Consider the following 16564-nt stretch of genomic DNA (forward strand, 5'->3'; position numbering starts at 1 on the left):
CCAGCTTAGACACCCGGCGGCAACCGCAACTGCAACGACGCGAACAACCGCTCCAGCGGGTCCGCCAGGTCGATCCCCGCGACCTCCGCCGCTCGGCGGACCCGGTAGCGCACCGTGTTCGGGTGGACGTGCAGTGCGCGGGCCGCGGAACGGACGTCGCCCAGGGCGTCCAGGTACGCGAGCAACGACGAGGCCAGGTCCGGGTGCTCCGCGCGCAACGCCGTCAGCCTCGGGTCGCGCAGGCGCGGGTTGTCCGCCAGCACCGCGAGCGTTTCGCTCACCAGGACCTGCGACCGGACGTCCGCCAGCGTCGCCACCTCCAGGTCCAAGCCGCGCGCCATCGCGTCCAGCACCCGGTCCGCCTCCTGCCGCGACATTCCCACGTCCGCCACCGCCACCACCCGGCCGACCGCCGCCCGCACCGGCACCTCCGCCGACGCCACCATTTCCCGCGTCAGGTCCAGCAGCGACACCCCCGCGGGCAGGTCGGGCAGGAACGCGTAGGTCCGGTCGCCGAGCTGGGTCACCATCGCGCTGCGCCGGTACGCAGCGGCGTGCACCGAGATCACCGCCGCCAGCGCGGACCGCCGCAGCTCCAGCTCCGACCGGTCCACCGGCTCGGCCTCCCGCGGCGCGAAGGCGACCACGGCGGCCGGCTTCGCCGGGTCGGCCCCGATCTGCCGCGCCACCGACACCGGATCACTGCGCCCCTCGAGCATCCCGGCCAGCAGGTTCTCCCGGAACCGCGTGCCCGCCGCGCTGCGCCGCCGGACCAGGTGCAGCGCGGCCACCCGAGCCGCGCCGATCAGGGCCTGCTCCGCCCTGGCGGCCAGCGGCGCGGCGCCCTCCTGCACCCAGATCGACCCGAGCGGCCGCCCGCCCGCGTGCACCCCGATCGCCAGCCGCGTGCGGATTCCCAGATCCGGCCGCTCCTCGATGCGCACGACCTCCTCCGTCGCCCGCAACCGCTGGTAGACGCCCCACTCGTGCAGCATCTTCAGGTACGGCGCGGGCCCCTGCCTGCCCAGGATCGACAGCCGCCGCAGCTCGTCCACCTCGTCGTCGGACCGCGAGTACGCCAGCACCCGGCTCGCGGTGTCCTCGATGCTGACGATCCCGCCTGTCAGCGCGGCGATCGTCTGGGCCAGCGAGAACAGGTCGCCGAGCGTCTCCCCCGCGTCCTCGTCCGCCGCGCCGCGGGCGGCCTCCAGCACCCCGCGCACCAGCGTCGCGAGCTGCTCCCACCGCACGTCGGCCGCGACGGCCAGCAACGCGACCCCGGCGTCGGTGGCCGCGGACCGCAGCAGCGGCAACGCCGAATCGGACTCCACCTTGACCGCCACCGCGGCCGCGCCCCGGCGCCCGGCTGCCCGGATCAACGGCACCGCCGCCCGCCCGCGCGCCCCGATCACCAGCGCCAGATCGCCGCGCCGCAGCTCCGGGTCGTCGTCGGGCTCCAGCACCACGACGTCGCCGACCTCGCCGTCCAGGCCCTCCGGCGCGACCTCCACCTCGACCAGCGGATCGCCCAGCGCGATCAGGACCTGCCGCAGTTGTGCCACCGGACAAACAGTAGCGCCGGAACTGGCCGAACTCACAACCTTCGGAGACCACGGCGTTCCTACCGTTGAAACATCCGACACCGAGGAGGAGCTGCCGTGGATGCCGTGACGACCGTGCCCACCCTGGCCAACGAGCCGGTCCTGCAGTACGCGCCGGGCAGCCCGGAGCGCGCCGAGGTGCAGGCGGCGCTGGCCGAGCTGACGAAGGAGCCGCTGGAGCTGACCGCGACAATCGGCGGCGAGCAGCGGATGGGCGGCGGGCCGCGGATCGACGTCGTCCAGCCGCACAACCACCGCGCCGTGCTGGGCGTCCTCGGTTCCGCGACCCAGCAGGACACCCGCGACGCGCTGGCCGCCGCCCGCGAGGCCGCCCCCGCCTGGCGGAAGCTGTCCTTCGACGACCGCGCCGCGATCCTGCTCCGCGCGGCCGACCTGCTCACCGGCCCGTGGCGCGCGAAGCTGAACGCCGCCACCATGCTCGGCCAGTCCAAGACCGTGCACCAGGCCGAGATCGACGCCGCCTGCGAGCTGGCCGACTTCTGGCGCTTCAACGTGGCCTTCGCCCGCCGCCTGCTGGCCGAGCAGCCCGCCAGCTCCCCCGGCGTCTGGAACCGCACCGACCACCGGCCGCTGGAGGGGTTCGTCTACGCGATCACCCCGTTCAACTTCACCGCGATCGCGGGCAACCTGCCCACCGCGCCCGCGCTGATGGGCAACGTCGTGCTGTGGAAGCCCTCCCCCACCCAGAGCTTCGCCGCGCACCTGACGATGCGGCTGCTGGAGGAGGCCGGCCTGCCGCCGGGCGTGATCAACCTGCTGCCCGGTGACGGCCTGGCGGTCTCCGAGGTCGCGCTGGCTTCGCCCGACCTCGCCGGCATCCACTTCACCGGCTCCACCCGGACCTTCCAGCACCTGTGGTCGCAGGTCGGCGCGAACATCGCGAACTACCGCACCTACCCGCGGATCGTCGGCGAAACCGGCGGCAAGGACTTCGTGCTCGCCCACCCGTCCGCCGACACCGGCGTGCTGCGCACCGCGCTGGTCCGCGGCGCGTTCGAGTACCAGGGCCAGAAGTGCTCCGCCGCCTCGCGGGCGTACGTCCCCCGGTCGCTGTGGACGCGGATGCGCGACGACTTCCTGTCCGAGGTCGAGTCGCTGCCCATGGGCGACGTCACGGACCTGCGCAACTTCCTCGGCGCGGTGATCGACCGGCGCGCGTTCGACCGGCTGGCCGGGGTGCTGGACCGCGCCCGCGCCGACGACCGGCTGGAGGTCCTCGCCGGTGGCACCGCCGACGACAGCGAGGGCTTCTTCGTGCGCCCGACCGTGCTCGCCTCGGACCACCCGGAGCACGAGGTGTTCACCACCGAGTACTTCGGGCCGGTGCTCGCGGTGCACGTCTACGACGACGCCGCCTACGACACCGTGCTGCGCCAGCTGGAGGGCGTCGCGCCGTACGGGCTGACCGGGTCGATCATCGCGACCGACCGGGTCGCGATCGCCCACGCCACCGAGGAACTGCGGTTCGCCGCGGGCAACTTCTACGTCAACGACAAGCCGACCGGCGCGGTCGTCGGGCAGCAGCCCTTCGGCGGCGGGCGGGCGTCGGGCACCAACGACAAGGCCGGGTCGATCCACAACCTGCTCCGCTGGGTGAGCCCGCGCTCGATCAAGGAGACCTTCGTGCCGCCGACCACCGTCGGCTACCCGCACCAGGGCTGAGGAGGACCGCCGTGCTGCGCACCGCACTGCTCGCCGCGGCCGGGTCGCCGGCCTGCCGGTCCCTCGTCGAGCGGACCCCGCTGACCCGCCCGGTGGTCCACCGGTTCGTCGCGGGGTCCACTGTGGACGACGCACTCGCCGTGACCGCCAACCTGATCGGCAGCGGCCGGGCGGTCACGCTCGACCACCTCGGCGAGGACACCACCGACCCGTCGATGGCCGCCGCCACGGTGAAGGCGTACGCCGAACTGCTGACGCTGCTGGCCGACCACGGTCTCGCACCGGACGCCGAGGTGTCGGTGAAGCTGTCCGCTGTCGGGCTGCGCCTGCCCGACGGCGACCGCGTCGCCCTGGACAACGCGCGCCGCATCTGTGCGGCCGCGGCCGCCGCGGGCACCACGGTCACGCTGGACATGGAGGACCACACCACGACCGACGCCACCCTCGGCGTGCTGCGGGAGCTGCGTGCGGACTTCCCGTGGGTCGGCGCGGTCCTGCAGGCCTACCTGCGGCGCACCGAGCAGGACTGCCGGGACCTGGCGTACGCGGGCTCGCGGGTCCGGCTGTGCAAGGGCGCGTACGCCGAGCCCGCGTCCGTCGCATATCCAGACAAGTCCGAAGTGGACCGGTCCTACGTGCGCTGCCTGCGGGTGCTGATGGACGGGGCCGGGCACCCGATGGTCGCCACCCACGACCCGCGGATGATCGCGATCGCGGCAGAACTGGGGAAGGACCGTCCGGACTGGGAGTTCCAGATGCTGTACGGCGTCCGGGACGCCGAGCAGCGGCGGCTCGCGCGCGATCACGCGGTGCGGGTCTACCTGCCCTACGGCGACGAGTGGTACGGCTACTTCGTGCGCCGGCTGGCGGAGCGTCCGGCGAACCTGGCGTTCTTCCTGCGGGCGCTGGTCACGCGGTGAGCTCGGCGACCCGGCGCGCGACCGGCCACGCGCCGTCGGAGGTGTTGGACAGCACCGTCCAGGTCGTCGCGCCACTGTGGACGGTCCGGAACGACACGCCGGCGTCGTAGCCCTCCAGCCGGACCGCGTCGCCGTCGAGCCAGAACCCGAGCCCGTACCGCAGGCCCTCCTCCGGGACGTCGCTGCGGGGCGCGGTCAGCCGGCGCACCCGCGACAGCGGCACGATCCGCCCGGCGGACAACGCCGTCCAGAACGCGTGCACGTCGGCGGCGGTGGAGTAGATCCCGCCGTCGCCGCTGCCGAGCACGGGCAGGTGGAACACGTTGGTCCGCCGCTCGCCGACGTAGCCGAGGGCGACCCCGGCCGCGGGCTCGTCGGAGCGGAGGAACGCCGTGTCCGTCATGCCGGCGGGCACGCACACCAAGTCGTGCACCAGGCCGGCGAACGGGCGGCCCGCGGCCCGCTCCGCGAGGAGGGCGAGCACCACGTAACCGCTGTTGCAGTAGGAGAACCGCTGCCCCGGCGGGAACTTCGGCGGATGCCCGTCCAGGACGCGCAGGTAGTCCTCGGTGGCGGCCAGCTCGTGCACCGGCACGGGCAGGATGTGGTCGGTGATCGGCCGGTCGACGTCCTCGTCGCAGTAGTCGCCGATGCCCGAGCGGTGGGCGAGGAGGTGTTCGACGGTGACCTCGTCGCCGATCAGCGGCAGGTCGTCGCCGAGCAGTGACCGGGCTGTGGTGTCCAAGCCGAGCACACCGCGCTCGGCCAGCGCGGCGACGGTGAGCGCGGTGAGGCCCTTGGTGCCGCTGGCCAGCGCGAACCCGGTGCCGACCGTATTGGGCACGCGTAGCCCGCGGTGGGCGAAGCCGTAGGCCTTGGCGAACGTGCGGCCACCGGAGTCCACCCGGATCACCCCGGAGAACCCGGTGTCGTCAGCGAGCGCGTCGATCCCCTCCACCCGGGCCATCCTGCCGGGTGGAGGGGATCGGCTCACCTGGTTTTACCGAGCGGCCCTGAATTCACTGAGCTGCGACGTGCCGCTCCTCCCGCAGGGTGCTCCGCTGGTCGCGGGTGCCGCGCAGCAGGCCGCGGTGCGCCAGCTCGGGCAGCACGCCCTCGGCGAACCAGTACGCCTCCTCCAGGTGCGGGTACCCGGACAACACGAACTCCTCGATGCCGAGCGAGTGGTACTCCTCGATGAGGTCGGCGACCTCACCGTGGCTGCCCACCAGCGCCGTGCCCGCGCCGCCGCGGACCAGGCCGATGCCGGCCCACAGGTTCGGGTGGATCTCCAGCCCGCGCACGCCGCGGTCCAGGCCGCCGCCGTGCAGGGCGACCATCCGCCGCTGCCCCTCGGACTCGCTGGCGGCCAGCTGCGCCTGCGCCTTCGCCACCTGCTCCGGGCTCAGCGCGTCCAGCAGCTTCTGCGCCTCCGCCCACGCCTCGGCCGAGCTGTCCCGGGACAGGGTGTGCAGCCGGATGCCGAACCGGATCGTCCGCCCCTGCACCTCGGCCAGCTCCCGCACGCGCCGGATCTTGTCCGCGACCTGGGCGGGCGGCTCGCCCCAGGTCAGGTAGACGTCGGCGTGCCTGGCCGCGACCGGCAGCGCGGCCGGGGACGAGCCGCCGAAGTACAGCGGCGGCACCGGGTCCGGCGGGGCGAGCACCGTCGCGCCCTCGACCGAGAGGTGCTCGCCGGTGAAGTCGAACGGCTCGCCGCTCCACACCCCGCGGGCGATCGTGAGGAACTCGTCGGTGCGGGCGTAGCGCTGGTCGTGGTCGTGGAAGTCGCCGAACCGCTTCTGCTCGATCGAATCGCCGCCGGTGACGATGTTGAGCAGCAGCCGCCCACCGGAGATCCGCTGGTAGGTGGCGGCCATCTGGGCGGCCAGGGTCGGCGAGATGACGCCGGGGCGGAACGCGACGAGGTACTTGAGCCGCTTGGTCTCGCGGATCAGCGCCGCCGTGGTCAGCCAGGCGTCCTCGCACCAGGTGCCGGTCGGGGTGAGCACGCCCTCGAAGCCGAGCTGCTCGGCGGCGCGGGCGACCTGCGCCAGGTAGTCGATGGTGGGTTCGCGCTGCGCGACCGGCCCGAGGGACCGGTTGGCGTGGAACCGTTCCACGATGGTCCGGCCGTCGCCGGTGGTGGGCAGGAACCAGTGCGGTGTGATCGTCATCGTCATCCCCTCGCTGCGGCCAGGTCGGCGGCGAACCGGGTATCGGTGAACCCCGCGAAGTCGATCTTGCCGGGCAGCACCTTGTCGTCGGTGAACGCGTCGGCGAGCTCCTGCTCGGAGGCGATCACCTTGTCGTCCAGCGGCACGGGCAGGTCCGGGCCGCTCTGCACAGCCGCGAGCGTGACCTCCGGCTTCAGCCCGGTCTCCGCGGACCAGGCCTGGGCCCACTGCTCGCGGTGGGTGTCGGCCCACTGCTGCGCCTTGGCGATCCGCACGACGTAGTCGCGGATCGCGGCGTTCTTGCCGGCGTCGGACAGCGCATTGTGCCCGGCGACCTGGAAGGTGTAGCCGTTGGCGACGCCGGTGCCGTCGGCCAGCACGCGGGCGTTCGCCTCCAGCTTGGCCTGCGAGGTGTAGGGGTCCCACACCGCCCACGCGTCGATCTGGCGCTGGGTGAACGCGCCGTAGGCGTCGGCGGGCTGCAGGAAGGACAGCTTGACGTCCTTCGTGGACAGTCCGTTCCTGGCCAGGGTCAGCAGGATCTGGCCGTGCGCCGAGCTGCCCTTGGCCACGCCGATGGTCTTGCCCTTGAGGTCGGCGACGGTCCGCAGGGGCGAATCGGCGGTCACCAGCAGGGCGTCGCTGGCGACGTTGCCCTGCGCGGAGCTGACGATCGAGATCTTCGCCTTCGCGGCCGCGGCGAAGATCGGCGGCGTGTTGCCGACGCCGCCGATGTCGATCGCGCCGGCGGAGGCGGCCTCCAGCAGCGGCGGGCCGGAGGTGAAGGTGGACCACTCGATCTTGTACGGCAGGTCGTTCAGCAGGCCGGCGGACTTGAGCAAGGCCTGCGAACCACCCTTCTGGTCGCCCACCTTCAACGTCACCTTCGCCAGGTCGGCCGCGCTCACCGGCGGCGGCACGGACGGGCTCGACGACGGCTCGCTCGCCCCGCCGCACGCGGTGAGCGTCAGCGCGAGCGCGGTGACGGCGGCGAGGACTCTAGGCAATCGCATGGTCGGTCACTCCCAGATCGGCCAGCACCCTGGCGCGAACGTCGATGTGGTCGGAGACGGCTCGGGGCCGCGGGTGGTCCAGGACGTGCTCGGCGATGATCCGCCCCTCCCCCAGCACGAGGACGCGGTCGGCGAGCAGCAACGCCTCGTCCACGTCGTGGGTCACGAGCAGCACGCCCGGCCGGTGCTCGCGCCACAGGTCCTCGACGAGCCGGTGCATCGCCAGCCGGGTCAGCGCGTCCAGCGCGCCGAACGGCTCGTCGAGCAGCAGCAGGTCCGGTTCCCGCACCAGCGCCCTGGCGAGCGAGACCCGTTGCGCCTCACCGCCGGACAGGGTGCGCGGCCAGGCGTCGGCGTGGTCGGCGAGGCGCACCTCGGCCAGCGCGCGCTCGGCCAGCGCCCGGTCGCGGCCGCGGTCGCGCAGGCCGAGGACGACGTTGCGCCACACCCGCCGCCACGGCAGCAGCCGGGGTTGCTGGAACGCCACGGACACCGCGCCCTCGACCCTGGCCTCGCCCTCGATGGCGGTGTCCAGCCCGGCGAGGATCCGCAGCAGCGTCGACTTGCCCGAGCCGCTGCGGCCGAGCAGGGCGACGAACTCGCCGCGCCCGATTTCCAGGTCCACATCGGACAGCACGGCGCGCTCGCCGAAGCGCTTGGTCAGGCCGTGCACCCTGGCGATCAGTTCCCGCGCCACCGCAGCGCCCTCCGTTCGATCAGGCGGACCAGCGCGTCGGTGATCAGGCCGAGCGCCGCGTAGACGATCAGGCCGACCACGATCACGTCGGTGCGCAGGAACTCGCGCGCGTTGTTGATGAGGTAGCCAAGGCCCGCGTCGGCGTTCACGGTCTCACCGACGATCAGCGCGAGCCACGCGACGCCGAGCGCCTGCCGCAGCCCCACCAGCGTCTGCGGCACCGCGGACGGCAGCACCACGTGGACCAGCCGCTCCCAGCGGGTGTAGCCGAGCGCGGTGGTGGCCTCGACGAGGTGGTCGTCGACGTTGCGGATGCCGGAGTAGATGTTGAGGTAGAGCGGAAACGCGACACCCAGCGCGACCAGGACGATCTTCGGTTCCTCGCCGATGCCGAACCACAGGATGAACAGCGGGATCAGGCCCAGGAACGGCAGGGTGCGCAGCATCTGTACGGGCGGGTCGATGAGCACCCCGCCCCAGCGGGACAGGCCGGCGACCACGCCCAGCACCAGCGCGATGCCCGCGCCGAAGGCGAAACCGAGGCCGACGCGCACGATCGACACGGCGAACGCCTCGCCCAGCTCGCCGGACCGCGCGGTCTCGACACCGGCCTGCAGGACCGTCCACGGTGAACTCAGTTTGTCCGGGGACAGCACGCCCGTCGAGGACGCGAGCTGCCACAGGGCGAGCAGCGCGAGTGGACTGATCCAGCGGCGCAGGTCGGGCAGGCGGCGTCTCCGGGCCGGACGCGGCCGCGTCCCGGTTGCCTCCTCCGGGCGCGCGAGAACGTCCGTTGCGGAAAGCGACACGGATCTTCTCCCATTTTTTCGGGGGTTTCACCGAAAATGCTTCCCCCCACGATCGGGTGGGTCAACGTGCTCCCGGATCGCGGAACCGGTTCCGCTGAGCAGGCCGGAGTTTCTTTCACCACTTGGGGAAACGTTGACAGGACAGCCGATCGGCGGTCAGGCTGCCCCGGTGACCGACTTCCAGCCGCTGACCTCCGTCGAGGGACTCCCGCTCCTCGGAGGTTCCGGCCGCTTCCGCGTCCTGCAGAACACCGAGCGCGGGCTGCTGCTCGAACTGGAATACCCCGCCGGGGTGGCTTCGCCCGAGCACTTCCACGACCACGACAGCTTCATCTACGTGCTGTCCGGTGAGCTGACCGGCTCGGTGGACGGGCGGGAGGCGCGGCTCGGCGCCGGGGACACGCTGGTGCACCCGCGCGGGGTGCGGCACACGGTCGCCGCCGTGACGGACAGCCGGTGGCTGGAGTTCAAGGCGCCGCCGCCGGAGGTGGGGCGCGTGCTCAGGTGATGTCGGCGCGGCCGTCGAACCGGTAGCCGACGCCGCGCACGGTGGTGATCGAAAACCGGTCGATCTTGCTGCGCAGCTTGCGCACGTGCACGTCGATCGTGCGGCCGCGGCTCGGTCCAGGCAGGCGCCACACGTGCTCGGTGAGGGCCGCGCGGTCGAAGACCCGGCCGGGGTGGCGCGCCAGGAACAGCAGCAGCTCGTATTCGAGCCGGGTGAGCTCGATCTCGGCGCCGTGCGAGCGGACCCGGCGCGACGTGGTGTCGATGCGCAGTGCCGGTTCCGGCGCGGGTTCCAGCGCGCCGAGCGCTTCGCCGATCACCGCGCCGATGCGGTCCGGATCGCCGTGGACCACGATGTGCAGCTCGACCGCGCCGTCCGGCCGGTCGACCCGGGTGAGGGACTGCGTCATGATCCCAGCAAGCCACGACGGCCCTGGCCGGTCAATCGCGTCCCGGCAGGTGGGCCGGGCTCGCGCGGATCCGTGACACACTCGGGCCGTGCCCAGGCAGCCGACCGGTGAATCCGTCCTCTCCCGCGCGGTGCGGATCTTCGAGGCGTTCACGCCGGAGGAGCCGGTCCTGCAGGTCTCCGAAATCGCCCGGCGGACCGGGCTGCACCTGGCGACCGCGTCCCGCCTGGTCGCCGAGCTCACCGGCCACGGCCTGCTCACGCGCGACGACGACCGGCGGGTGCGGATCGGCGTGCGGATGTGGGAGCTGGCCCTGCGCGCCTCCCCCACGGCCACGCTGCGCGACGCGGCCATGCCGTTCATGGAGGACGTCCACGCGGTCGTCGGGCACCACGTGCAGCTCGGGGTCCGCGACGGCGACGAGGTGATCTTCCTGGAGCGCCTCTCCGCCCCAAAGGCGGTCATCAACTACACCCGCATCGCCGGGCGGCTGCCGTTGCACGCGTCCTCCTCCGGGCTCGTCCTGCTCGCCCACGGGCCCGCCGACCTGCGCGACCGCGTGCTCGCCGGGCCGATGCGGGCCTACACCGCGAACACGATCACCACCCCGGACCGCCTGCGGAGCACGCTCGCCGACATCCGCAAGCAGGGTTTCGCCTGGTGCCCGGGCCACATCCACGAGGAAGCGCTCGGCGTCGCGGTGCCGGTCAAGGACGCGCGCGGCGCGGTCGTCGCGGCGCTGTCGGTCATCGTGCCCAACACGGCCGAGAGCAGGGCGGTCACCGGCATCCTGATGGCCGCCGCGCGCGGCATCACCCGCTCGCTGCCGCCCTCGCCTCTCATTCATTGAGAACCCGGTCGCCGCCTGTCGTCGCGAAATCGCATCCTGCGTGCCAGCAACCCAGCGCAAGGAGGCGTCCGGTGAGCCAAGTCGTGACCCTGGAGGTCACCGCCCGCGAAGAACGCGCCGAGGGGGTGCTGGCGCTGACCCTGTCCCGTCCGGACGGCGGACGGCTGCCGGACTGGACCCCCGGCGCGCACATCGACCTCGTGTTGCCGAACGGGCTGACCCGGCAGTACTCACTGTGCGGCGACCGGTGGGACGCGCACCGCTACCGCATCGGCGTGCTGCGCGAACCGCGGGGACGCGGCGGCTCGGCCTACGTGCACGACCGGCTGCGGGTCGGCGACCGCGTCGGGGTGGGCGGGCCACGCAACAACTTCCCGCTCGTGCCCAGCGACGGCTACCTGTTCGTCGCGGGCGGGATCGGGATCACCCCGCTGCTGCCGATGATCCACCAGGCGGACCTGCTCGGCGCCAAGTGGACCCTGCTCTACGGCGGCCGCCGTAGAGCGTCGATGGCCTTCACCGACGAGCTCGCCTCCTACGGCGACCGCGTCCACCTGGTGCCCGAGGACGAACACGGCCTGCTCGACCTGGCGTCCTGGCTCGGCACGCCGCGCCCGGCCACGAAGGTCTACTGCTGCGGGCCCGCTCCCCTGCTGGCCGCCGTCGAATCCGCGTGCCGCGACTGGCCGCCGTTCTCGCTGCACGTCGAGCGCTTCACGGCACGCGAGCAGGCGCCGGCGCGGGACGAGCCGTTCGAGGTCGAGCTGCGGCGGACCGGGGCGACCGTCACCGTCACGCCGGGGACCTCGGTGCTGGAAGCGGTGCGCGGCGCGGGCGTGGACGTGCTGTCGTCGTGCCGGCAGGGCACCTGCGGCACCTGCGAAACCGGTGTCCTGGCCGGAGTTCCGGACCACCGCGACTCGATCCTCGCCGACCACGAGCGCGCCGCGGGCGAGGTCATGTTCGTGTGCGTGTCCCGCTCGTGCACCGACCGCCTCGTCCTCGACCTGTGACTTGAGGAGAATTCGTGATCACCGACGACACCGACCCGTTCGCGCCCGAGGTCCTGGCCGAACCGGAGCCCCTGCACGCCAAGCTGCGTGACGCGGGCCCGGTCGTGCGCCTGAGCCGCTACGACGTGTACGCCCTCGCCCGCTACGAGCACGTGCACACCGCGCTGACGAACTGGCAGGAATTCTCCTCCGCCGCGGGGGTCGGGCTGGCCAACTTCCACGTCGAGGAGCCGTGGCGGCCGCCGAGCCTGCTGCTCGAGGCGGACCCGCCGTGCCACGACGCCCCGCGCCGGGTGCTGTCCGGCATCCTCGGCCCGCGCGCGTTACGGAAGCTGCGCGAGGACTGGTTCGCCGCGGCCGAGGACCTGGTCGAGCGCGTGCTGGACACCGAGCTCGACGTCGTCCCCGCGCTCGCCGAGGCGTTCCCGCTGCGGGTGTTCCCGGACGCGGTCGGGATCGGCCGCGGGGGGCGCGAGAACCTGTTGCCTTACGGCAACTTCGCCTTCAACGCGTTCGGCCCGCGCAACGAGCTGGTCACCGCGCTGGCGCCAGACATGCCGCGGTGGTCGGGGTGGGTGAACGAGCAGTGCGCCCGCGACCGGCTCACCGGCGACGGGTTCGGCGCGGCGATCTGGGCGGCCGCCGACCGTGGCGAGATCACCCACGAGCAGGCGCCGCTGGTGGTCCGGTCGCTGCTCACGGCCGGGGTGGACACGACGGTGCACGGGCTGGCCGCGGTGCTCTACGCGTTCGCCACGCACCCGGGCCAGTGGGACCGGCTGCGCGCGGAACCCCGGCTGGCCCGCGCCGCCTTCGACGAGGCGGTGCGCTGGCAGTCGCCGGTGCAGACGTTCTTCCGCACGGCCACCCGGGACACCCGGGTCGCGGACGTGACGATCCCGGCCGGGCACAAGATCCTGATGTTCCTCGGCGCGGCGAACCGGGATCCACGCCGCTGGGCCGATCCGGACGTCTTCGACCTCGGCCGCGACCCGTCCGGCCACGTCGGGTTCGGGATGGGCATGCACCAGTGCGTCGGCCAGCACGTCGCCCGGCTGGAGGCCGAGGCGCTGCTGACCGCGCTGGCGAAGCGGGTGCGCCGGTTCGAACTGCTCGGCCCGGGCACCCGCCACCTGAACAACACGTTGCGTGCCTGGCGGTCGCTGCCGATGCGGCTGCACCTCACTCCGCCGCACCGGTGAGCGACACCGGGTTGGGCCGGGTCGCGGACAGCGCCGTCCACGCGCTGGTCGCGCCGACCACCGCGAACGCCCCCAGCACCACGACCGCGATCAGCGCCCACGGCACCACCAGGACGCTCTGCCCGGCGATCCGTCCCGCCGCGGCGGAGATCCCGATCAGGGTCGTGGTCGCGGCGAGGCCGCCCAGCACCAGTCCGATGCCGGTGACCGCGCCGGACTCCAGCACCGCGGACCGCACCACCTGCGCGCGGGTCAGGCCGGTCACCCTGGCCACGGCGAACTCGCGGCGCCGGTCGGCGGCGGCGATGACCACGGCGTTGACCACCGCGATCAGCGCGTACAGCCCGGACAGGCCCATGATCACGGTCATGATGCCCGTGCTGGTGTCCTGCTGCTCTGCGCTGTTGGCGGCGATCCAGTCGTCCACCGTGGTCACTTCGCCGCGGCCGGCGAGCGCGCTCGCGTCCGCGCCGGGCCCCAGCCGGACGATGGATTCGGTGGGCGCGGCGGACAGCACCGCGGCGGGCACGATCTCGCGCGGCAGCAGGAAGTCCGCGCCGCCGCCGAGGGTCGCCGGCAGCACGGCCACGACCCGCAGGTCCAGCTCGCTGTCGCCGATCCGGGCGGTGACGGTGCTGCCGACCGGCTGGAACCCGGAGGCGACGGCGATGGTCGGCCCCGTCAGGTCGGCGAGCGATCCCTGTTCCGGGCCGCGCACGTGGGTCGCGGCGTAGGCGGCGGGGTCGATCGCGGCGGCGTAGCCCTGTTCGGTGTCGGTGTCGTCGTCGCTGTAGGTGACGACCGAAACCGGCACCCGGGTCTGCGGGGACACCGCGGCGACGCCGGGACCGTCCAGATCGGACGGTCCGGTGGTGGTCACCACGAGGTCGCCGCGGATGTCGGCGCGCTGCTCGATTTCGGCGCCCTTGCCGATGGTGGCGAGGGTGCCCGCCTGGGCGACCAGCAGCGCGACGAGCACGATCAGCGGCGCGGCGGTGGAGGCGCTGCGGCGGACGCCGTCGCGCAGGTTGGCCTCGGCGAGCCGTCCCAGGGGCCCGCGCAGGACCAGCCCGGCCAGCCGCCCGGCCGCGGGCACGACCAGCGGGCTCAGCGCGGTCAGGGCGACCGCGGCGGCGAGTGCGGTGTTGATCGACAACGCGATGGCGCCCTCGGGCGGGGCGAACGCGGACACGATCGCCATGGCGACCGCCCCGGCCAGGAACAGCACGCCGAAGAACCAGCGGGCGCCGGTCATGACTCGGGCCGCCGCGCCGGTCTCGCGCAGGGCCTCCAGCGGGCGCACCTTCGCGGCGCGGCGGGACGCGGCGAGCACCCCGGCGACCGCGACACCGAGCCCGATGCCGGCGGACACGCCGAGGATCCAGTCCTGCCAGCGCGGGGTGAACGCGGACGGGACGAAGCCGAGTTCGCGCAGCAGCCAGGTCTGGATCCGCATCACCAGCAGGCCGAGCGGGACGCCGAAGGCGGTGCCGAGCACGCCCAGCAGCACGGCCTCGGACAGCAGCAGGCGGCGGACCTGGCCGCGCCCGCCGCCGACGAGCCGCAGCAGCGCCAGGTCGCGGCGGCGCTGGGCGACGGTGAAGGCGAAGGTGGAGCTGACGATGAACACCGCGAGGAACGCCGAGATGCCCAGGGTCAGGCCGAGCAGGGTGACCGCCTCGACGACCTCGCCGCCCGCGGTCGCCGCGGAGACGAGGATCAGCAGGGACGACTGGACGAGCGCGACGCCGAGGCAGACGGTGAGGATGGCGCCGAGGAACAGCGTCCAGCGGTCGGTGAAGGTGTTCCAGGACAGTCGCAACACGGTCAGGCCTCCAGCCTGGCGAGGCGGTCGGCGACCTCACGGGCGGTCGGGGTGACGGCGTGGTCGACGACGCGGCCGTCGCGGAGGAACACCACGGAGTCGGCGCTGGCCGCGGCGGACGGGTCGTGGGTGACCATGACGATGCTCTGGCCCGCGGTGACGAGGTCGCGCAGCAGGCCGAGGACCTTGCGGGCCGCGGCGGAGTCGAGGGCGCCGGTGGGTTCGTCGGCGAAGAGGACGCGCGGGCGGGTGACCATGGCCCTGGCGATCGCGACGCGCTGCTGCTGGCCGCCGGACAGCTCGCGGGGCCGGTGACGGCGGCGATCATCGAGCCCGACGGCGGCGAGCACGGCGCGAACGTCCTTCGTGGACGGCCGGGTGCCGGCGAGCTTGAGCGGCAGTGCGACGTTCTGCTCGGCGGTGAGTGAGCCGATGAGGTTGAAGCTCTGGAAGACGAAGCCGATCTCGCTGCGGCGGAGCGCGGTGAGGTGGGCGTCGTCGGCGGTGGTGATGTCCTCGCCGCCGAGGAGGACCTGCCCGGTGGTGACGCGTTCCAGGCCGGCGGCGCAGTGCAGGAGGGTCGACTTGCCGGAGCCGGAGGGCCCCATGACGGCGGTCCAGGACCCGGCGGGGAAGGCGACGGTGACCCCGTCGAGCGCGCGGACCTCGTGCTGGCCGGCGGCGTAGGTACGGGAAACGGCCCGAAGCTCCACGGCCGGCTCCCCGTGCGGCCGAAGCCGGCCGGCGACGGCGGTTTCCAGAGGCGTTGTCATGGGTTAGATCCCATCGCGGATCGGGGCGCCGGTCAGCGGTGCCGGCCACCGAATCCCCGGTGGGGCTGGCCCTACCCCCGGCTCCCTGCGCGGCCTGCGGGGGCGCACCGGCCGCCCGGCCGCACCGCCTCCCGAACTCGGCCCCCGCAGCGGGGCCTGAGTGTGCAGCCCGCCCAGCTGTGCGACCGAGCGACCCAGCTATCCGCTCCTCGCGCGACCTGCGCGCTCAGCCGGCCTGCGGCCGCACGACCAGCACGGGACAGTCGGCGTGGTGGATGAGCGCCTGGCTCGTCGATCCGAGCACCAGTCCCCGGAACCCGCCGCGGCCGCGGCTGCCCACGACGACCAGCTGAGCGTCCCGGCTGCGGGCCAGCAGCTCGTCCCGCGGGCGGTCCCGCACCACGACCCGCTCCACGCGCACGTCCGGGTAGCGCTCCTGCCTGCCCGCCAGGCGTTCGGCCAGCAGCCGCTGCTGTTCGCGCTCCACCTCGGCCCAGTCGAGGTCCGGGGCGGGCAGCGGGACACCGTAGTCGGCGTCGCTCCAGGCGTGGATCGCCACCAGCGGCACCTCCCGCCACGCGGCCTCGTCGAACGCCACCTTCAGCGCTTCCTCGCTGGTCGGGCTGCCGTCGACGCCCACGACCACCGGGCCGGCGGCGTCCGGGCGGCCGCGGACCACCGCGACCGGGCACGACGCGTGCGCGCTGACCGACACGGCCGTCGACCCGGCCAGCATCCCGGTGAACCCGCCCCGCCCGGACGAGCCGAGCACGACCATCCGCGCCGTCCGGGAGCACTCCAGCAGCAGGGGCACCGCCGGCTCCAGCGGCATCTCCGTCGACACTGGCACCTCGCCCGCGACGGCCGCCGCGTCCGCCAGCAGCTGCTGCCCGGCGCGCTGCAGCTCGTCGAAGAAGCTCTGTGGTACCGGCAGCCCGCCGTCGAACCGCCCACCGGTGACGTCGGCCGCGTAGACCAGGCGCAGCGCCAGCTTCCGCAACGCGGCCTCGCCCGCCGCCCACCGGACGGCGTCCAGCGCCGCCGCCGAACCGTCCACCCCGACCACGATCTCGTCCGCCATGCC

16 protein-coding genes are annotated in these 16564 nt (G+C 73.6%); 6 read left to right on the forward strand and 10 right to left on the reverse strand.

The features are described from left to right. Positions 1–5 precede the first annotated feature (5 nt). Positions 6–1562: a helix-turn-helix domain-containing protein gene (locus ABZ215_RS06735; RefSeq protein WP_354948269.1), complete on the reverse strand. Its 1557-nt coding sequence runs from the start codon at positions 1560–1562 to the stop codon at positions 6–8. Between the two features lie 96 nt (positions 1563–1658). Between ABZ215_RS06735 and pruA the strand changes: the two genes are divergently transcribed. After that, positions 1659–3284, forward strand: a complete 1626-nt coding sequence (gene pruA, locus ABZ215_RS06740; RefSeq protein WP_354948271.1) for an L-glutamate gamma-semialdehyde dehydrogenase — start codon at positions 1659–1661, stop codon at positions 3282–3284. Between the two features lie 11 nt (positions 3285–3295). Next, positions 3296–4204, forward strand: coding sequence for a proline dehydrogenase family protein (locus ABZ215_RS06745; protein WP_354948273.1), 909 nt, complete (start codon positions 3296–3298; stop codon positions 4202–4204). Here the strand turns inward: ABZ215_RS06745 and ABZ215_RS06750 are convergent. From ABZ215_RS06750 to ABZ215_RS06770, 5 genes are read right to left on the reverse strand one after another with little or no spacing between them, the layout of a single operon-like run. Further along, on the reverse strand, positions 4194–5171 hold the full coding sequence (locus ABZ215_RS06750; RefSeq protein WP_354948275.1) for a serine hydrolase domain-containing protein: 978 nt from the start codon (positions 5169–5171) through the stop codon (positions 4194–4196). The genes ABZ215_RS06745 and ABZ215_RS06750 overlap by 11 nt on opposite strands. Positions 5172–5223: 52 nt before the next feature. Beyond that, positions 5224–6381 carry an LLM class flavin-dependent oxidoreductase gene (locus ABZ215_RS06755; RefSeq protein ID WP_354948277.1) on the reverse strand — a complete coding sequence of 386 codons (1158 nt, stop codon included), beginning with the start codon at positions 6379–6381 and terminating at the stop codon, positions 5224–5226. Positions 6382–6383: 2 nt separating this feature from the next. Then, the gene (locus ABZ215_RS06760; RefSeq protein WP_354948279.1) at positions 6384–7394 is read right to left on the reverse strand and encodes an ABC transporter substrate-binding protein; all 1011 of its coding nucleotides are present in this window, start codon (positions 7392–7394) and stop codon (positions 6384–6386) included. After that, complete coding sequence (locus ABZ215_RS06765) at positions 7381–8091, reverse strand: ABC transporter ATP-binding protein (protein WP_020420597.1); 711 nt, start codon at positions 8089–8091, stop codon at positions 7381–7383. Before ABZ215_RS06765 ends, ABZ215_RS06760 begins: the two co-directional genes overlap by 14 nt. Beyond that, positions 8076–8900 (reverse strand): ABC transporter permease subunit, encoded by an 825-nt coding sequence (locus tag ABZ215_RS06770; protein WP_354948281.1) that lies wholly within the window; start codon positions 8898–8900, stop codon positions 8076–8078. Before ABZ215_RS06770 ends, ABZ215_RS06765 begins: the two co-directional genes overlap by 16 nt. A 169-nt stretch (positions 8901–9069) precedes the next feature. On the opposite strand from ABZ215_RS06770, the gene ABZ215_RS06775 reads away from it, so the two are divergent. Next, a complete protein-coding gene (locus tag ABZ215_RS06775; protein ID WP_020420599.1) occupies positions 9070–9408 on the forward strand; it encodes a cupin domain-containing protein in 339 nt (112 codons plus the stop codon). Here the strand turns inward: ABZ215_RS06775 and ABZ215_RS06780 are convergent. Beyond that, positions 9401–9817 (reverse strand): winged helix-turn-helix domain-containing protein, encoded by a 417-nt coding sequence (locus ABZ215_RS06780; protein WP_020420600.1) that lies wholly within the window; start codon positions 9815–9817, stop codon positions 9401–9403. The genes ABZ215_RS06775 and ABZ215_RS06780 overlap by 8 nt on opposite strands. A gap of 88 nt (positions 9818–9905) precedes the next feature. On the opposite strand from ABZ215_RS06780, the gene ABZ215_RS06785 reads away from it, so the two are divergent. The 3 genes from ABZ215_RS06785 (at position 9906) to ABZ215_RS06795 (ending at position 12882) form a co-directional block, all read left to right on the forward strand. Then, complete coding sequence (locus ABZ215_RS06785; RefSeq protein ID WP_354948284.1) at positions 9906–10667, forward strand: IclR family transcriptional regulator; 762 nt, start codon at positions 9906–9908, stop codon at positions 10665–10667. Positions 10668–10750: 83 nt separating this feature from the next. Continuing rightward, positions 10751–11680: a PDR/VanB family oxidoreductase gene (locus tag ABZ215_RS06790; RefSeq protein ID WP_354948342.1), complete on the forward strand. Its 930-nt coding sequence runs from the start codon at positions 10751–10753 to the stop codon at positions 11678–11680. Between the two features lie 14 nt (positions 11681–11694). Then, positions 11695–12882, forward strand: a complete 1188-nt coding sequence (locus ABZ215_RS06795; RefSeq protein ID WP_354948287.1) for a cytochrome P450 — start codon at positions 11695–11697, stop codon at positions 12880–12882. Here ABZ215_RS06795 and ABZ215_RS06800 read toward each other — a convergent pair. The 3 genes from ABZ215_RS06800 to ABZ215_RS06810 all read right to left on the reverse strand — a co-directional run bounded on the left by ABZ215_RS06800 (position 12863) and on the right by ABZ215_RS06810 (position 16561). Further along, positions 12863–14707, reverse strand: a complete 1845-nt coding sequence (locus tag ABZ215_RS06800; RefSeq protein WP_354948289.1) for an FtsX-like permease family protein — start codon at positions 14705–14707, stop codon at positions 12863–12865. The genes ABZ215_RS06795 and ABZ215_RS06800 overlap by 20 nt on opposite strands. 2 nt (positions 14708–14709) lie before the next feature. Beyond that, positions 14710–15480, reverse strand: coding sequence for an ABC transporter ATP-binding protein (locus ABZ215_RS06805; protein WP_354948291.1), 771 nt, complete (start codon positions 15478–15480; stop codon positions 14710–14712). Between the two features lie 226 nt (positions 15481–15706). Continuing rightward, positions 15707–16561 (reverse strand): universal stress protein, encoded by an 855-nt coding sequence (locus ABZ215_RS06810; RefSeq protein ID WP_237338533.1) that lies wholly within the window; start codon positions 16559–16561, stop codon positions 15707–15709. Positions 16562–16564: the final 3 nt, after the last annotated feature.

The organism is Amycolatopsis sp. NPDC006131 (assembly GCF_040614175.1).
Classification (GTDB): Bacteria; Actinomycetota; Actinomycetes; order Mycobacteriales; family Pseudonocardiaceae; genus Amycolatopsis_E; species Amycolatopsis_E tucumanensis.

Excerpts from the sequence above, each read along its gene's own strand:
- ABZ215_RS06750 (WP_354948275.1), bottom strand. The coding sequence starts at position 5,171 with ATGGCCCGGGTGGAGGGGATCGACGCGCTCGCTGACGACACCGGGTTC.
- ABZ215_RS06755 (WP_354948277.1), bottom strand. The coding sequence starts at position 6,381 with ATGACGATCACACCGCACTGGTTCCTGCCCACCACCGGCGACGGCCGG.
- ABZ215_RS06760 (WP_354948279.1), bottom strand. The coding sequence starts at position 7,394 with ATGCGATTGCCTAGAGTCCTCGCCGCCGTCACCGCGCTCGCGCTGACG.
- ABZ215_RS06780 (WP_020420600.1), bottom strand. The coding sequence starts at position 9,817 with ATGACGCAGTCCCTCACCCGGGTCGACCGGCCGGACGGCGCGGTCGAG.
- ABZ215_RS06805 (WP_354948291.1), bottom strand. The coding sequence starts at position 15,480 with ATGACAACGCCTCTGGAAACCGCCGTCGCCGGCCGGCTTCGGCCGCAC.
- ABZ215_RS06810 (WP_237338533.1), bottom strand. The coding sequence starts at position 16,561 with ATGGCGGACGAGATCGTGGTCGGGGTGGACGGTTCGGCGGCGGCGCTG.